16 protein-coding genes are annotated in these 15,925 nt (G+C 60.8%); 4 read left to right on the top strand and 12 right to left on the bottom strand.

The window, feature by feature from the left end; genetic code table 11:
* Positions 1 to 167: 167 nt before the first annotated feature.
* Positions 168 to 950: a pyrroline-5-carboxylate reductase gene (locus tag RWK44_RS00755; RefSeq protein ID WP_316028207.1), complete on the top strand. Its 783-nt coding sequence runs from the start codon at positions 168 to 170 to the stop codon at positions 948 to 950.
* Here the strand turns inward: RWK44_RS00755 and RWK44_RS00750 are convergent.
* Positions 947 to 1,495 carry a cupin domain-containing protein gene (locus tag RWK44_RS00750; RefSeq protein ID WP_168281219.1) on the bottom strand — a complete coding sequence of 183 codons (549 nt, stop codon included), beginning with the start codon at positions 1,493 to 1,495 and terminating at the stop codon, positions 947 to 949. The two genes, RWK44_RS00755 and RWK44_RS00750, sit on opposite strands and share 4 nt — an antisense overlap.
* A gap of 144 nt (positions 1,496 to 1,639) precedes the next feature.
* Here RWK44_RS00750 and RWK44_RS00745 point away from each other — a divergent pair, with 144 nt between their 5' ends.
* On the top strand, positions 1,640 to 2,974 hold the full coding sequence (locus tag RWK44_RS00745; protein ID WP_316028206.1) for an aspartate aminotransferase family protein: 1,335 nt from the start codon (positions 1,640 to 1,642) through the stop codon (positions 2,972 to 2,974).
* A gap of 78 nt (positions 2,975 to 3,052) precedes the next feature.
* On the opposite strand, the gene RWK44_RS00740 is transcribed toward RWK44_RS00745, so the two are convergent.
* The 3 genes from RWK44_RS00740 to alr all read right to left on the bottom strand — a co-directional run bounded on the left by RWK44_RS00740 (position 3,053) and on the right by alr (position 6,559).
* Complete coding sequence (locus RWK44_RS00740; protein WP_316028205.1) at positions 3,053 to 4,075, bottom strand: helix-turn-helix transcriptional regulator; 1,023 nt, start codon at positions 4,073 to 4,075, stop codon at positions 3,053 to 3,055.
* A gap of 70 nt (positions 4,076 to 4,145) precedes the next feature.
* Complete coding sequence (locus RWK44_RS00735) at positions 4,146 to 5,396, bottom strand: D-amino acid dehydrogenase (RefSeq protein ID WP_168281225.1); 1,251 nt, start codon at positions 5,394 to 5,396, stop codon at positions 4,146 to 4,148.
* 29 nt (positions 5,397 to 5,425) lie between these two features.
* Positions 5,426 to 6,559: an alanine racemase gene (gene alr, locus RWK44_RS00730; RefSeq protein ID WP_316028204.1), complete on the bottom strand. Its 1,134-nt coding sequence runs from the start codon at positions 6,557 to 6,559 to the stop codon at positions 5,426 to 5,428.
* A 126-nt stretch (positions 6,560 to 6,685) separates the two neighbouring features.
* Here alr and RWK44_RS00725 point away from each other — a divergent pair, with 126 nt between their 5' ends.
* The gene (locus tag RWK44_RS00725; protein WP_020047400.1) at positions 6,686 to 7,150 is read left to right on the top strand and encodes an Lrp/AsnC family transcriptional regulator; all 465 of its coding nucleotides are present in this window, start codon (positions 6,686 to 6,688) and stop codon (positions 7,148 to 7,150) included.
* Between the two features lie 76 nt (positions 7,151 to 7,226).
* On the opposite strand, the gene RWK44_RS00720 is transcribed toward RWK44_RS00725, so the two are convergent.
* From RWK44_RS00720 to RWK44_RS00685, 8 genes are all read right to left on the bottom strand, one after another.
* Positions 7,227 to 8,261, bottom strand: coding sequence for an L-idonate 5-dehydrogenase (locus RWK44_RS00720; RefSeq protein WP_316028203.1), 1,035 nt, complete (start codon positions 8,259 to 8,261; stop codon positions 7,227 to 7,229).
* An 11-nt stretch (positions 8,262 to 8,272) separates the two neighbouring features.
* Positions 8,273 to 9,679: a TRAP transporter large permease gene (locus RWK44_RS00715; protein ID WP_316028202.1), complete on the bottom strand. Its 1,407-nt coding sequence runs from the start codon at positions 9,677 to 9,679 to the stop codon at positions 8,273 to 8,275.
* 4 nt (positions 9,680 to 9,683) lie between these two features.
* Entirely contained in the window at positions 9,684 to 10,256 is a 573-nt protein-coding gene (locus RWK44_RS00710; protein WP_316028201.1) for a TRAP transporter small permease, read from the bottom strand.
* A gap of 272 nt (positions 10,257 to 10,528) precedes the next feature.
* Complete coding sequence (locus RWK44_RS00705) at positions 10,529 to 11,503, bottom strand: sialic acid TRAP transporter substrate-binding protein SiaP (protein ID WP_316028200.1); 975 nt, start codon at positions 11,501 to 11,503, stop codon at positions 10,529 to 10,531.
* Between the two features lie 23 nt (positions 11,504 to 11,526).
* Complete coding sequence (locus RWK44_RS00700; protein ID WP_221945368.1) at positions 11,527 to 12,285, bottom strand: FadR/GntR family transcriptional regulator; 759 nt, start codon at positions 12,283 to 12,285, stop codon at positions 11,527 to 11,529.
* 210 nt (positions 12,286 to 12,495) lie between these two features.
* Positions 12,496 to 13,023 (bottom strand): sigma-70 family RNA polymerase sigma factor, encoded by a 528-nt coding sequence (locus tag RWK44_RS00695; protein WP_168281238.1) that lies wholly within the window; start codon positions 13,021 to 13,023, stop codon positions 12,496 to 12,498.
* Positions 13,024 to 13,295: 272 nt separating this feature from the next.
* The gene (locus tag RWK44_RS00690) at positions 13,296 to 13,610 is read right to left on the bottom strand and encodes a hypothetical protein (RefSeq protein WP_020047407.1); all 315 of its coding nucleotides are present in this window, start codon (positions 13,608 to 13,610) and stop codon (positions 13,296 to 13,298) included.
* A gap of 177 nt (positions 13,611 to 13,787) precedes the next feature.
* A complete protein-coding gene (locus tag RWK44_RS00685) occupies positions 13,788 to 14,492 on the bottom strand; it encodes a transcriptional regulator NanR (protein ID WP_020047408.1) in 705 nt (234 codons plus the stop codon).
* 176 nt (positions 14,493 to 14,668) lie between these two features.
* Between RWK44_RS00685 and oiaX the strand changes: the two genes are divergently transcribed.
* On the top strand, positions 14,669 to 15,925 hold the full coding sequence (oiaX, locus tag RWK44_RS00680; RefSeq protein ID WP_316028199.1) for a 3-oxo-isoapionate-4-phosphate decarboxylase OiaX: 1,257 nt from the start codon (positions 14,669 to 14,671) through the stop codon (positions 15,923 to 15,925).

The raw sequence follows: 15,925 nt of genomic DNA, 5'->3' as shown, positions 1-15,925 counted from the left end.
CGCAAAGCGCATAGGCGCAGGTTTGCGACATACGGCATTGACCCGAAGCTTGTCCGATGCATAGTCTCGGGCGAAGGCGGCAACCGCTGGGTTTTGTCGAGGCGTGGGCGATGGGGTTCGACGCAGGGATGTCGCGTTAGGCCCGTTGCGGGCTGCGGAGTAGTCAAATGAAAGTCGACAGTATCGGATTCGTCGGAACCGGCGCGATCACCGAAGCGATGGTTCGCGGGCTTCTCACTGAGCCGGCCTATGCGTCCGAGATTCACGTGTCTCCACGAAGCGCTCACATCGCCGCGACGCTGGCAGACGAATTCGCTGCCGTCAGAATTTCCAAGGACAACCAGGACGTCGTCGAGCGCAGCGACATGGTGTTCCTGGCAATACGGCCGCAAGTCGCCGAGGAGGTCGTGCGCGCGCTATCGTTCAGGGATGGCCAAATGGTCGTCAGCCTCGTTGCGGCGACGGAGCGCCAGGCCCTCTTGGAATGGATCGGCGCCGACGTGCATCTCGTGCAGGCGATCCCCCTGCCCTTTGTCGCGGGACGGCAAGGCGTCACCGCCCTTTACCCGCCGGATACCGCTGTCGCAGCGCTTTTCGATACGCTCGGAACGGCTGTCCAATGCCAGTCGAGGAAGGAATATGATCTTCTCGCGGCAGCGAGCGCAATGATGTCGACCTATTTCGGCATCATGGAGCAGGTTTCCGTCTGGCTGGAAAGAAGCGGCCTCGAAAAGGCGAAGGGACAGGCCTATATTGCCCCGCTCTTTGCAAGCCTCGCACAGAAAGCGAACAGCCCCGGCAACGAACCGTTCAGTGCCCTGAGCCGCGAATTCGCAACCAAGGGCGGACTGAACGAGCAGGTTTTCTCCGACTTCGAAAAGAAGGGCGGCCTTGCCGCGCTGACCGCTGCTCTCGACGGCGTACTTGCCCGGATCGAGGGCAGGAACTAGAACGTCGGCGGCGTGCAGGCGCTGATGACCTCGCAGGCAACCGGCCCGACACAGCGGAAGCGGTGCGGGCGCCGGCTTTCGAAATAGTAGGCGTCACCCGGCCCAAGGATCCGCCGCTCGTCATCGACCGTCACCTCGAGCCTTCCCGAGAGCACGATCCCGCCCTCCTCCCCCTCGTGAACAAGGGGAACCTTTCCGGTGTCGGCGCCCGGCTGGTAGCACTCCTTGAGGATCTGCAGGCTGCGGCCGAACAGGTTTTCTCCAACCTGCCTGTAGGAAATGGCGCCTTTGCCGATCTCCACCAGCTGCTCGGCCGCATAGAAGGCCTTCCTTGGACGCTCGGGCTCGAAGGCGAAGAACTCCGCCAGACCGATGGGGATGCCGTCCAGGATTCGCTTCAAGGCTCCGACCGACGGGTTGGAGGCGTTCGATTCAATCAGCGAGATCGTCGAATTGGGCACGCCCGTACGCTTGGCGAGCTCACGTTGGGAAAGCTTATGGGCGATGCGGAGATGGCGAAGGCGGCTGCCGATGTCGACTGACATGAGGGGGTTCGTTTATGTTGTCCAGAATATCTAAAATCATAACGCTGGATTTGTTGGATTTCAACAACTTGCACCGATAAAGAAAAGGACTTGTTTGAAAAGGAGAAATTGTCATTCTCGGCGCCATTCCCAAAGGAGGCCAGGATGGACCAGCTCAGCAATACGAACGCGCCCATACTCGAAAATTTCTGGATGCCGTTCACCGCGAACCGGCAATTCAAGGCCACGCCGCGCCTTCTGACAGCAGCGGAGGGTATGTACTACACCGACGTCGATGGACATCGAGTGCTTGACGGCACGGCCGGGCTCTGGTGCTGCAATGCCGGCCACGGCCGCAAGAAGATCGCCCACGCCGTCGAGCGACAGCTTGCAACGCTCGACTATGCGCCGACCTTTCAGATGGGGCATCCGATCGCCTTCGACTTCGCCTCGAAATTGGCTGCTATCGCGCCGGGTGGTCCAGAAGCCAAGCTCGACAGGATATTCTTCACCGGCTCGGGCTCGGAATCGGTCGATACGGCGCTGAAGATCGCCATCGCCTATCAGCGGGCGATCGGCCAAGGCACCCGCACACGGATCATCGGACGCGAGAAGGGATATCATGGCGTCGGGTTCGGCGGCATTTCCGTCGGCGGTCTCGCCAACAACAGGCGGGTCTTCCCGCAAATACCGGCCGACCACATGCGCCACACGCTCGACGTCGAGCGCAACGCGTTTTCAAAGGGCCTTCCCGCCCACGGCGTGGAACTGGCGGACGATCTCGAGCGCCTGGTGCAGTTGCACGGCGCCGAAACCATCGCGGCTGTTATCGTCGAGCCGATGTCGGGCTCGGCAGGCGTGGTCCTGCCCGCGAAGGGCTATCTGGACAAATTGCGCGCGACCGCCGACAAGCATGGCATCCTGCTGATCTTCGACGAGGTCATCACCGGCTTCGGCCGTCTCGGCACTCCTTTTGCGACCGACTATTTCGGCGTCGTGCCCGACCTGGTCACGACGGCAAAGGGCCTCACCAACGGCGCGATCCCCATGGGCGCGGTCTTTGCCAGCCGCAAGGTCTATGACGGCCTGATGGTCGGACCGGAAAACGCGATCGAACTCTTCCACGGCTATACCTATTCCGGCCATCCGGTCGCCTGCGCAGCCGGGCTCGCTACGCTGGAGATCTACGAGGAGGAAGGTCTGCTCACCCGCGCATCCGACTTGGCCGAGTACTGGCAGGAGGCCCTCCATTCGCTGAATGGCCTGCCTCATGTGGTCGACATCCGCAATCTCGGACTGGTCGGCGCAGTCGAACTGGCTCCTCGTAACGGGGCGCCGGGAACCCGCGCCTACGACATCTTCGTTGACTGCTTCGAAAAGGGCCTGTTGATCCGGGTGACCGGCGACATCATCGCGCTTTCTCCGCCGCTCATCATCGAGAAGGGCCAAATAGACACGATCGTTTCAATACTCGGCGATGCACTGAAGCGCGCGGCATAGATCCGCGTGCAGCTTCCGTCGGCGATCGGATGTCTGGTCCATCGCTAGACGGAGCCATCGGGCACGCCGAGACGGAGCTCAGCGCCTCAAGGTCTGTGACGGCAGTTGGCCGAAACGCTTTCTGTATTCGGCAGCAAACCGCCCCAGATGCGTAAACCCCCATCGCAGCGCGATGTCGGCGATGGCCTGCTTCTCGTCCGACTCGAGTAAATCGCGATGGGCGGCGACCATTCGAAGGTCATGCAGATAGGACATCGGCGTCGTATCCCTGAACTGCCGGAAACCCTGTTGCAAAGTCCGAACGCTTACCTTGGCCGCCAACGCGATATCGTTGAGCGAAATCGGCTCGGCGATGTGTTCCTGCATGAAGTCGATCGCCCATTTCACGTGGCGTGGAGCCGGTGCAGGAGCAGGAAGCGCAAGCTCGTTCGAAAAGCGATTGGGGCAGGTTTCCAGAAGCAGATAGATCGCCGCGTCGCAGAGCGAGCTGACCGCCAGCGGCGACCGTTGCAGCGGTCCGTCCCCGCTGAGGCCGCGATGGAGGCTTGAGACAATTTGTTGCAACACGAGCCCCGGGCCGCTCGTCAGATCGATGTGAGGATGAAAATCGATGTCGCCGCTGATCGTTCTCTCGAACATATGCGTGAGGTGACTGATGATCTTCGCCTGATCGACGAACAAGCCGAAATGACGGCGCGGCCCAAACAGGCGGGCACCGGCGGCGCGACCTGCCTCAAGGATCGTGCCACGGGCTGGAATCGAATAGATTTGCTCCCGCATGCCTTCGAAAGATGCGTTTCCTTCCATCGGCAGAAAAACGATCATCCTGCCGCTGGGCGCCTCCCGCCTGATCAGGATTGTGCCTTCGTAGGTGCAGTCGGCTACGGTTACCTCTTCTCCCACGGAAACGAAATTGCAGCGGTATGCAATCGGCATATTGCCTTCGGCCGCAACCTTGATCGGGGAGTTCGGCGTCGACAATATTTCCGAGAGCTCGTCCGGGTCTGTTCCGCTGTGTGCCGTCTCCCGAAACGACATGCCCTGCTCCGCCAGCTGTCGGGTGAGGCCGCCGTTGTTCCGGATACGAGAATTGACCGACATTCGGGACCTCCGATGTACACAAATGATAGCGGATTTGCGCAATCACATCTTGTTTGCGTTGCCAGGGCGGCTAGCCGTAGCGGCTGATTGCGAGATCCTTCGCGTCGATCTCCGGCTGGCCGCCGCTGACGAGATTGCCGATGAGCCGCGCCGAACCGGTGCTCATGGTCCAGCCGAGTGTGCCGTGACCGGTATTGAGAAAAAGGCCGGCAACTTTCGTCCCGCCGATGACCGGCGTGCCGTCAGGCGTCATCGGACGCAGGCCGGACCAGAAGGAGGCCTTGGAAATATCGCCGCCGGGGAAGAGATCGGTGACCGAATGTTCCAGCGTGCTGCGGCGAGCCAGGCCGAGATCGTTGGTATAGCCTGATATTTCGGCCATGCCCCCAACCCGGATGCGGTCGCCGAGCCGGGTGATCGCGATCTTGTAGGTCTCGTCCATGACGGTCGATTCCGGCGCGCGTGACGCATCGGTGATCGGGATGGTGAGCGAATAGCCCTTGACGGGATAGACCGGCAGCCTGATGCCGAGCGGCTTGAGCAGCAGCGGCGAATAGCTGCCGAGCGCCACCACCACCGCCTCCGCGCTCATCCGCTCACGATCGGTGATGACCCCGCGCACCCGGCCGGCCTCGACATCCAGTGCCTTGATCGTCGTCCTGTAAGCGAAGCGGACGCCGAGCGCCTCGGCCTTGGCGGCCAGCGCGTTGGTGAACTTGAAGCAGTCACCGGTTTCGTCCTTCGGCGTCAGCAGACCGCCGACAATCTTGTCGCGCACATGCTTGAGCGCTGGTTCGAAGCGGATGCAGCCGTCCCGGTCCAGCACCTCATAGGGAATGCCGTCGGCAGCCAGCGCCTTGACATCCTTTGCCGAGGCATCGAGCTGCTGCTCAGTGCGGAACAGCTGCAGGGTTCCTTGCATGCGTTCGTCATAGGCGATGCCGGTCTCGGCGCGAAGATCGGCCAGCGCAATGCGGCTGTAATCGGCAAGGCGCAGCATGCGGCTCTTGTTGATGGCATAGCGCTCGGAGGTGCAGTTCGACAGCATCCTCGCCATCCAGGAAAGCATGGCCATATCGAGTTTCGGGCGCAGGATGAGCGGCGCATGTTTCATGAACAGCCACTTCATGGCCTTCATGGGAATGCCGGGTGCTGCCCATGGCGAGCAATAGCCGAAGGAGACTTCGCCGGCATTGGCAAAGCTCGTCTCCAGCGCCGGACCCGACTGCCGGTCGACGACCGTGACGTCATGGCCGGCCTTGGCGAGCTGATAAGCGGATGTGACGCCGACGATGCCGGCTCCTAGAACGATGACCTTCATGATGTTCCCAATAATGGAGCCGCCGGCTCTTAGCGATATTGCCTGTCGTAACGATCGCCCAGGCCGGTTAGGATATCGTAAGAAATGGTGCCCGCGTCTCGGGCGATGTCTTCGAGCGTCTGATGGCGGCCAAGCACTTCGACGAGACTGCCGAAGGTCAGCGCCCCTTCGGGCAGTGCTGACACGTCGACGGTCGCGCTGTCCATCGACACGCGGCCGACGATCGGCAGACGGATGCCCTTGAAATAGACGGCGCCGCGGTCGCTGAGGCAACGCGGCAGGCCATCGGCATAGCCGGCGGCAATGGTGGCGAGACGTGTTTCCCGTTGCGTGACATGCGCGCCGCCATAGCCGATCCTCGCTCCCGCCGGCACGGTGCGCGTCTGCACGACGGCGACATCAAGGCTGACGACCGGCTCCATCGGGTTCTTCTCACCGGCATTCGGAGCGCCGCCATAGAGCGCGATGCCCGGCCGGGCGAGCACGCCGTGATAGGCGTCGCCCAGGAAAACGCCGCCGGAATTGGCGAAGGAAATATCGAAGCCGGGAAACTCGTCGGCGATGCGGGACATCTCGGTAAACTGCTCGCCGTTCTGCTCGCTGTCCATGTCATCGGCCGAAGCCAGATGGCTCATGATGAACAGGATTTCGACATTGCTGCCGTCGCGAAGAGCCGCCGCCAGCCCTGCGCGCTCTTCCCTGGGAAAACCGAGCCGCGACATGCCGGTGTCGAATTGCAGGACGGCGGGCAGGCAGCGCTTCAGAATGCGCGCCGCCGCCGACCATTGCCGCCACTGCGCCAGCGAATTGAGAACCGGGACGATGCCCATCTCGGCGCAGGCGATCTCGTTACCCGGCTGCAAGCCGTTCAGCACAAAAATCTGGGCGTCGTGCGCAAGTGCCGGCCGGAGTCTCAAGGCCTCGACAAACTGGGCGACGAAGAAATGCCTGCAACCTTCGCCATAGAGCGTTCTTCCGACCCGGTCAGCGCCAAGGCCATAGGCGTCGGCCTTGACGACGGCGCCGGCGCGGACCGGTGCCAGCACCGATACGAGCTTACGATAGTTACGTCCAAGGGCAGCCAGATCGATCGTCAGATAGCCCGTGGCTCCCTGCATCGTCGTGGCAGTGCGTGTGCGGGAAACCAAAATATCGCTATCCATGTCCACCCCTTTTCGACCTCAGGGAGTTTATGAAATAATGAGCGAAATGGCCGATCATTCAGTAGTCGAATATTGCGTGATTTGCCTATTTCCCGCATAATCAACGAAAATTTGGAACGATCTCTCATGCCCGCTCTCGACGCCATCGATCGCAATATCCTGAGACTGCTGCGCCTCGATGCCCGCATGAGCAATGCCAAACTCGCCGCCGAAATCGGTCTCTCGCCATCAGCCTGCCTCAGGCGCATCAAGATCATGGAAAAATCAGGCGTGATCCGCGGCTATACGGCGCTGGTCGACACCGGCAATGCGGATGAGATGATCGCCGTGATCATCAACATCACTCTCGAACGACAAACGGAGGACTATCTCGACCGGCTCGAGGCGGCGGTCCGCCGGCATCCCGAGATCCGGGAATGTTTCCTGATGACCGGAGGGTCGGACTACCTGCTGCGTGTGGAGGTCGCCAATGCCGGCGAGTTCGAGCGGATCCACAAGGAGATTCTTTCGACCTTACCCGGTGTCCTCAGGATTCATTCCAGCTTCTCGATCCGCAATGTTCTGGCGACGCGCACGAGAGGCAGGCGCTAAAACGCGATCACCAGACGGCGGCCTAACGGCCTGAGCCGATCTTCTACTGCGCCGACGGGCCGGCCCGTGCCGCGCCCTAAAAAGTCAGTTGCACCTTGCAGGCGGCCGCGCGGTCGCCGGCGAGCGTGAAGGCTGCGGTGGCTTCTTCGAGCGGCAGGCTGTGACTGATAATCGGCCGCACATCGATCTTGCGGCTGGAGATCAGCTCGACGGCAGTTGCGAATTCTTCGTGGAAGCGCTGCGTTCCGTGGAGTTGAAGCTCCTTGCCGACAATGGCGTTGAGAGGGATCGGCACGTCTCCCGTGACGCCGACCTGCACGATCGTTCCGCGCGGCCTGATGGCGGCAATCGCGCCGCGGATGGCCGGGGCGGCGGCCGAGCATTCGAAGACGAGATCGAAATAGCCCTTTCCCGCCTCGAATTCCGCAAGCGCCTGGGCATTTTTGGAAACATTGATCGTGCGGCTGGCGCCCATCGCTTTGGCCCGGTCCAGCGCCGCATCCGCTAGATCGCTCACCACGATCTCGCTTGCGCCGTGATAGGAGGCGACGGCAACCATCAGGGCGCCGATCGGGCCGGCTCCGGTGACCAGCACGCGTTTGCCTGTGATATTCCTTGCGCGCGATGCCGCGTGCAGGCAGACGGATAGCGGCTCGCTGCAGGCCGCTTCCGCAGCCGTCGTCGCTGCTCCAACCTCAAAGCACTGCTTGGCCGGCACCACCAGCCATTCCCGGAACATGCCCTGCTCATGGGGCAGGCGCATCGCGCTGCCCATGAAGCGCATTTCCAGGCAGTGGATCGGCATGTTTTTCTCACAATATTCGCAATGCCCGCAGGGTTGGCTGGGATTGACCGCCACCAGCGTCCCAGCCTTCAGGTCGACCCCCTCGCCCGCTTGGCTGACGGTTCCCGATGCCTCGTGGCCGGGTATGATCGGCTCGCGAACCCTGACCGGCCCGAAGCCGCCATCCTGATAATAATGCAGGTCGGAGCCGCAAATCCCTGCGGCCGCCATTTTGAGAAGCACCTCGCCGGGACCAGGGGCCGCAACCGTTTCGGTCTCGATCCTGAGATCGCCCTTTTGGTAAAGCCGTGCCAGACGTGTCCGCATCGTGTCCATCCCTATCTCAAAAGTCCAAGCTGCTCCGGCAGCCACAGCGACACCGCGGGCACGAAGGTGATCAGGATCAACGCCAGGAACAGCGGCACCAGCCAGGGCAGGATCGCCATGGTCGTGCGTTCGACAGAGAGTTTCGCAACCCTCGACAACACGAAAAGCACCATGCCGAGCGGTGGGTGCAGCAGACCGATCATCAGGTTCAGCGTCATGATGAGACCGAACTGGACCGGATCGATCCCGAATTTCAGGACGATCGGCAGAAGGATCGGCACGAGGATGGTGATGGCCGCGATCGTATCCAGGAAGCAACCGACGAAGAGCATCAGCAGGTTCACCAGGATGAGGAAAACCCATTTGTTGTCGGTGATAGAGAGGATCGCATCGGACAGCAGCTGGGCCGCCTGGCTCACCGTCAGCAGCCAGGCAAAGACCGATGCCGCGGTGACGATGAAGAGAACGGATGCCGTCGTCTCGATCGTATCGAAACTTGCCTTGGCGAGCGTCGAGGGCGTCATCGTGCGGTAGCGCACCAGACCGAGGAACAGAGACCAGAGGACGGCGGCGACGGCGGCCTCGGTCGGTGTGAACCAGCCCATCGTCATGCCGCCGATGAGGATGACGGGCGTCATCAGCGCCATAACGGCGGAGAAGCGGAAATACCAGTCAAGGACGAGAAGGACGAGAAGAGCGATGCCCGCTGCGGCATTCACCGACACACCGGCACGTATCATCAGATAAATGGCCAGCGGCACCGCCAGCACGACGACGATTTCCATCCCCGCCGACAGCAGTTGCCTGACATCGAACGGCGCGTCCGAGCCCCAGCGCTTCTTATAGGCGAAGGCGGCGACAGTGATCATCATCAGCAGCGTCATGACGATGCCGGGCAGGATGCCCGCCATGAAAAGAGCGCCGATCGAGACGTTCGCCATCATGCCATAGATCACGAAAGGTAGCGATGGCGGGAAGATCGGGCCGAGCGTGGCAGACGCCGCCGTCACGCCGACCGCCGCCTCGACCGGATAGCCGTGATCCTTCATCGCCTTGATCTCGATCGTACCGATACCCGCCGCATCGGCGAGCGCCGTGCCGGACATGCCGGAGAAGATGACGGAACCGATGATGTTGACCTGAGCCAGACCGCCCTTCATCCAGCCGACGAGAGCCACCGCAAAGGAATAGATGCGGCCGGTGACACCGGCCGAGTTCATCAGGTTGCCCGCCAGGATGAAGAACGGCACGGCGAGCAGCGGGAAGCTTTCGACGCCGGCGATCATGCGCTGGGCGACGATGATGTCGGGCGCGACGCCATAAAGGACGATGTAAAGCACGGATGCGACGGCCATCGAGATGGCAACGGGCACCCCGACCAGCATCAGCACCAGGAACGAGCCAAGAAGCAGGAGCATCAGATCAACCCTCGATCGTCTGGAATTCTTCGGGGCGCTCCAGAACGGAGTAGCCGCGGCGGATATTGGCGATGAAGACTATGACCGAACGGATCAGCATCAGCACGAAGGCGACGAGAACTGTGTAGAAGACTATGTTGCGCGGCAGGTCGATGGTCACCATCTGCTCTTCCGCCACGATGTCGACATAGCGCCACATCAGATGGCAACCATAGGCGAAGAAGCCGATGCGGACGATATCGACGAAGGTTGCAAGCACACGCGCAAGACCTGCAGGCATATAATGATAGAACACGTCCACCTGGATATGCCGGGATGTGCGCACGCACATGACGGAACCGAGAAAGACCACGGCGATCAGGCAGTTGATGGCGATCTCTTCGGTCCAGGCGTAGCTGTCGTTCAACACATAGCGCGTGAAAAACTGCAGGAAGACGCAACCCGCCATCAACCAGAAGACGACCAGCGTGATCCAGTCCTCGATGGCATAGTCCGAGACGTTTGCGGTCGGCGCGTGCCCTTCGAACTCGTGACCGATTTCTTCGGCGGTGATTGGCGTATGGATTTCTTGCGACATGATCGGCCTTGTTCCGGTTGGGGAAGAAGGGCGCGGCGTGTTCGGGCGGCGCGCCTTTCGGTGTATCGACATCGTCCTGTTCTCGGCGTCTGTTGATTGCGGCGCCTGTCCCTCATCCGGCTGCCGCCACCTTCTCCCCGCTTGCGGGGCGAAGGGACCATGCCGCAAGCTCTCCGTCTCTCGCCAGCCTCTCGCAGGGCACGTCCCCTCTCCCCGTTTTTACGGGGAGAGGGTTAGGGTGAGGGGCACCACGAAAAGGTGGTTTGCAGGCTTTACTGGATCGCGCGGATTGCTTCCCAATCGGCCTTCTCGTAGCCGAAATCCTCGAAGTTGACCTTTTCCATCACGGTCTTTTCGAAATCGGCCTTGTCGATCTCGGCGACGTTCAGGCCCTTTTCCTTGAAGGTCGCAATAAGGCCGTTTTCCTTGCCGGCGATCGTCTTGGTCGTGCGCTCGGCGGCCTCCTGCATGACCTCGCCGAAGATCTTCTTGTCCTCGTCGGAAAGGCTCGCCCACCGCGTCTTCGAGATCACGGTGTTGAGGTGATCGACGATGTGGCCGGTGAGGATGATGTTCTTCTGGACTTCGTAGAACTTCTTCGCCTCGATTGTCGTCAGCGGGTTTTCCTGTGCCTCGACCGTGCCGTTCTGCAAAGCGAGATAGACTTCGGCAAAGGCGATCGGCGTCGTGTTGGCGCCGCAGGCGCGCGGCATGGCGAGATAGGCGGGAACGTCAGGCACGCGGATCTTCAGGCCCTGCATATCGGCGCATTTGGCGATCGGCTTGTTTGATGTCGTATGCCGAGTGCCGTAATAGCTGACGGCGGTGATGTGGTTGCCGGTCTTGTCTTCATAGCCTTTGGCAAGACGCTTGAAGACATCGCTCTTGGTGTAGGCGATCAAGTGATCGGGACCGCGGAAGATATAGGGGAAGTAAGTCACGCCGATCGGCTTGTAGTCGCGTGCCGCGAAGCTCGATCCCGAGATGATGATGTCGACCGTCCCGAGCTTGAGGCCCTGGTTGATGTCGGCCTCCTTGCCGAGCTGCGACGCCGGATAGACCTCGATCTTGTAGCGCCCGTCGGTGCGTTTGTTGATCTCTTCCGCAGCCCATACGGAATCCGTATGGAAGGGCTCTGACGTTTCATAGACATGCGCCCATTTCAGCACTGTCTGGGCCTGCGCGATCGCGCTACTCGCCATGATCGCGGCCGCGGTGCAAAGTATCGTTGTCAGTCTGCTCTTCATTGCTCTCTCCTCCCGAGCTTGGGTTAAGTCTTGGCAGTTCCTTTCGACGGCCGCTTGTTGCGTCCGCGCTCCTCTTCCCCCGAAAACTCCTCCCCGAAGCTCTCGGAAAACCTCTTCTGCGACATTGTGAGATGGGCGCGCATGGCGGCCTTGGCGCCGGCTGCATCGCCGGCGGCGATCGCGTCGCGAATGGCCCGATGCTCGTCCAGGGCGCTGCGCCAGGTCGTCGGCCCCTCGAAGTGGCTGGCGAGCCTTGCGAAATAAGGGGTCATTCGCATGTCGAACATCTCGCCCGTGACGCGGATCAATGTCGCATTCCCGACGATGGCGGCAATGCCGGTGTGGAAGGCGCGATCGGCATCGAGCACTGCGATTGCATCGTTGACCACCCCACCCATGCGCGTCAGAGTTTCATCCAGCAGAGCGATATCGTCCGGTTTGGCGCGACCTGCAGCTTCTTCGGCGATGGCGCATTCGATGAGGGTGCGCGCCTGCAGCAGCTCGAACGGGCCTTCCACCGGCTCGCGCTCGGCCCCAGTGACGGTCGCAGCATGCTGGCGCACCACATAGATGCCGGAGCCCATACGGATGTTGACGAGGCCTTCGACCTCCAGGACGATCAGCGCCTCACGGACGGTCGGGCGTGAAACCGACAGTTGCTCCGCAAGGTCGCGCTCAGCCGGCAGCCGCAGACCGACGGCAAGCTCGCCGCTGGCGATCATCAGGCGAATCTGATCTGCGACCTGCCGATACAGGCGGCGTGATTCAACAGGCGAAAACATCGTGGCCTCCCTAGGCGGCTTCTCCTCAAGCGCGCAGCTGGTCAAATGGCCTGACCAATTAAGATATAGATACCATCGCGTGGGTTGTACGTCAATCCGCCGCATAAACTGGAAAAGGAGAGTTTACAGACCCGGCCTAAAATCATCCTGTTCTAGCCGGAGCTTGTGATCGTCTCCGAGAAGAGCACGATCAAAAGAACAGGCGCATGATCAGTCGCGAAGATGGTTTCCGAGCATCAGCAGCAGGGACTCGCGGGCGCGGCTGACGCGGCTTTTCAACGTGCCGATCCGGCACCCACATATTCTGGCGGCGTCCTGGTAGCTGGTACCGGCAGCCACCAGTGTCAGGGCGCGGCGCCTGTCGTCGGAAAGAAGTGTCAGTGCCTGTTGCAGTTCGTGTTCCCGCAGCGCCCATTCCTGGGTCGGCGCGATCGCGATCCGTTCCACCATCACGTCCATTCCCGTCGGTTCGCGTTTCTGTCTGCGATAATTGGTGCAGAACGTGTTTCGAAGGATGGTGAAAAGCCAGGATTTCAGGGAGGTGCCGGGACGGTAGAGATGAAGCGAATTCAATGCCTTCAACAAGGTTTCCTGCACAAGATCGTCGATATCGTCGTTGCTGCGCAGGAACCTTCGGGCAAAGATGCGCAATGCCGGCGTCAGTGCAACGATTTCTAGCTCGATTGCGGACGTGTTTTTGTCGTGCGACGCAGAGTGTATGGAAGATACTGACGCCATTTTTCTCTCCCGGGATGAGAAGGAAAAGTTCTGGACGTCCTAATCGTTGCCGTACGATATCGAACAAACACGTCGTTGACGCGATCCGGCACGTTTCGCGTCGGTGAATCACGTTATCGCAAAACGGAGGCTAGCGGCCTGGAGCCGTCGTGCCGGCAGCGATCCTGCCCGACGGATTGCTTTACTGAAGTTCGCCCACGCAAAACCCCCGAGGTTGGTTGTCCAACTTTCGGGGGTCAGGTCACGAGGCGGAGTTTTCGTGAAGAAGCCGATCAATTGTTGTGAGCCGCGCAGGCTTCGTCCATCGGGGTGGCGTTGCTCGTGCCGCCCTGCGTCTGAAGATTGGCGGAATTGTTGACCGGGTTGGGGCACTTGACCTTGTCCTTCGTGCCGCTGGTGGTGGAACCAGTCGTGGTGGTATCCGTGGCCATCGGCTTCTTGGCCTTCGTGTCGCTGCCTGCGCCGCCACCCTGGTCGGCCTGGCTCTTATCAATGGTGGCACCTGCGGGGGCGGGATTCGACTGTGCGAAGGCGGATGTGGCCATGCCGACAGCCAATAGTGACGCTGCTACAAGTTTCATACGCATTGTGATGTCCTCCTTGGGATCCTTTGCATACTTGACCCACTCAGAACCTCATTCTTAGGTCATTGTTCCGACTGCAGCCGACAAAATGCACTACCGCGCCCACAGCCATCGCGCGGTCAACAATCGAGATCTTTAGCAGGGGGATGAGCAGCCATTGCCCACAAGGGCAATCGGCGATTACTTCGCGTAAAGCGCTCGCGACCGCTCGAGATGCTTGAGGAGCGCCGTTTCCGAGCCATCCACGTCGTTTGCTTCAAGGCGATCGACGATCTCGTCGTGTTCGGCGAGCGTGAATTTTTCCTTGCCGGTCCAGATCAGCATCTCGGTATGATATTCCTTCAGCCAGGCAAGCATTGCTTCGCTGACGGCGACGTAGATCGGGTTGCCTGATATCTGTGCGATGCGGGTGTGGAATTCCATGTCCGCGTCGATGAACTCTTCGGCCCGGCCAAGCGACATTCGCTGGCGTTCGATGATGTTCCTGAGATCGGCGATATCATTTGCGGAGGCCCGCTGCGCCGCCTCCCGCGCCATGCCCCGCTCAAAGAAGATGCGCGCGCTCTTCAGATATTCCAGCGAATCCGAAGATTGCGACAGCATGATCTTGGCAGTGAGATCGACCTGGCGGAATATCGATTTTGCCGTCAGCCTGAGGACCTTCGCCCGCTCGCCATGCGAAATGCTGACAAGACCTTTATTGGCAAGGGACTGCATGGCCTCCCTGATTGCCGGCCGGCCGACGCCGAAGCGTTCCATCAGCACGCGCTCGGACGGCATTTCGTCGCCGGGCTGAAGCTCGCCCGAGGTGATCATTCGCTCAAGTCGATCAAACACTTCGTCAGAGAGTTTCCGGCGGACGATTTGTTCGAGGGGCTGGGTCATCACATCTCGCTGGCTCAAAAGTTTTCTCCTAACAGTTTCCGTGTCGAGAACAAAGCTGTCGGTGGAAATATGAGGATCTGAAGATTCCACTTTTCATCAGTTGGAATACTCATTATACCAGATCACGAGTTGACGCCATGGCAATCTGCGTGGCGAGAGGAGCAACCGTCCGTTTCATGATGATTACCCTGACCTACCGCATCGAAACGCCCGGCAACGTCGAGGCGATGGCGGAAAAGATCGCGAGCGACCAGTCGACCGGAACCTTCGTGCCCGTCCCTGGCGAGACCGAGGAGCTGAAATCGCGTGTCGCCGCCCGCGTGCTGGCGATCCGTCCGCTCGAGGGCGCCAGTCATCCGACTTGGCCCGAGGTCGCGCCCGGCACGCTTCTTCATCGCGCCGATGTCGACATCGCCTTTCCACTGGACGCGATCGGGACAGACCTTTCGGCATTGATGACCATTGCGATCGGCGGCGTCTACTCCATCAAGGGCATGACCGGCATCCGCATCGTCGACATGACGCTGCCCGAAGCCTTCAAAAGTGCGCATCCCGGACCGCAGTTCGGCATCCCTGGAAGCCGCCGCCTTACCGGCGTCGAAGGCCGACCCATCATCGGAACGATCGTCAAGCCGGCGCTTGGTCTCAGACCGCACGAAACGGCGGAACTCGTCGGCGAGCTGATCTCATCCGGCGTCGACTTCATCAAGGATGACGAAAAACTGATGAGCCCGGCCTATTCGCCGCTCAAGGACCGCGTTGCGGCGATCATGCCGCGCATCCTCGATCATGAGCAGAAGACCGGCAAGAAGGTGATGTATGCTTTCGGCATCTCGCATGCCGATCCCGACGAGATGATGCGCAACCACGACATCGTCGCCAAGGCCGGGGGCAATTGCGCCGTCGTCAACATCAACTCGATTGGCTTCGGCGGCATGAGCTTTCTGCGCAAGCGCTCCAATCTGGTGCTGCACGCGCATCGAAACGGTTGGGACGTGCTGACACGCGATCCGGGCGCCGGCATGGATTTCAAGGTCTACCAGCAGTTCTGGCGGCTGCTCGGGGTCGACCAGTTTCAGATCAACGGTATCAGGGTCAAGTATTGGGAGCCGGACGACAGCTTCGTCTCGTCTTTCAAGGCCGTCAGCACGCCGCTGTTTAATGCCTCCGATTGCTCGCTCCCGGTTGCCGGTTCGGGCCAGTGGGGAGGACAGGCGCCGGAGACCTATCAACGGACCGGCCGCACCGTCGATCTTCTCTATCTCTGCGGCGGCGGCATTGTCAGCCACCCCGCCGGCCCGGCGGCCGGCGTTCGGGCCGTGCAGCAGGCCTGGCAGGCAGCCGTCGCAGACATCCCGTTGGAGATCTACGCGAAAGATCATCCGGAGCTCGCCGCTTCGATTGCAAAATTCAGCGAAGGCAAGGGCGCGTGA

It is taken from the genome of Rhizobium sp. 25PS6 (assembly GCF_032464655.1).
GTDB lineage: Bacteria > Pseudomonadota > Alphaproteobacteria > Rhizobiales > Rhizobiaceae > Rhizobium > Rhizobium laguerreae.
Note: the sequence above shows the minus strand (reverse complement) of the source record. Positions and strands in the feature narration are given on the sequence as shown.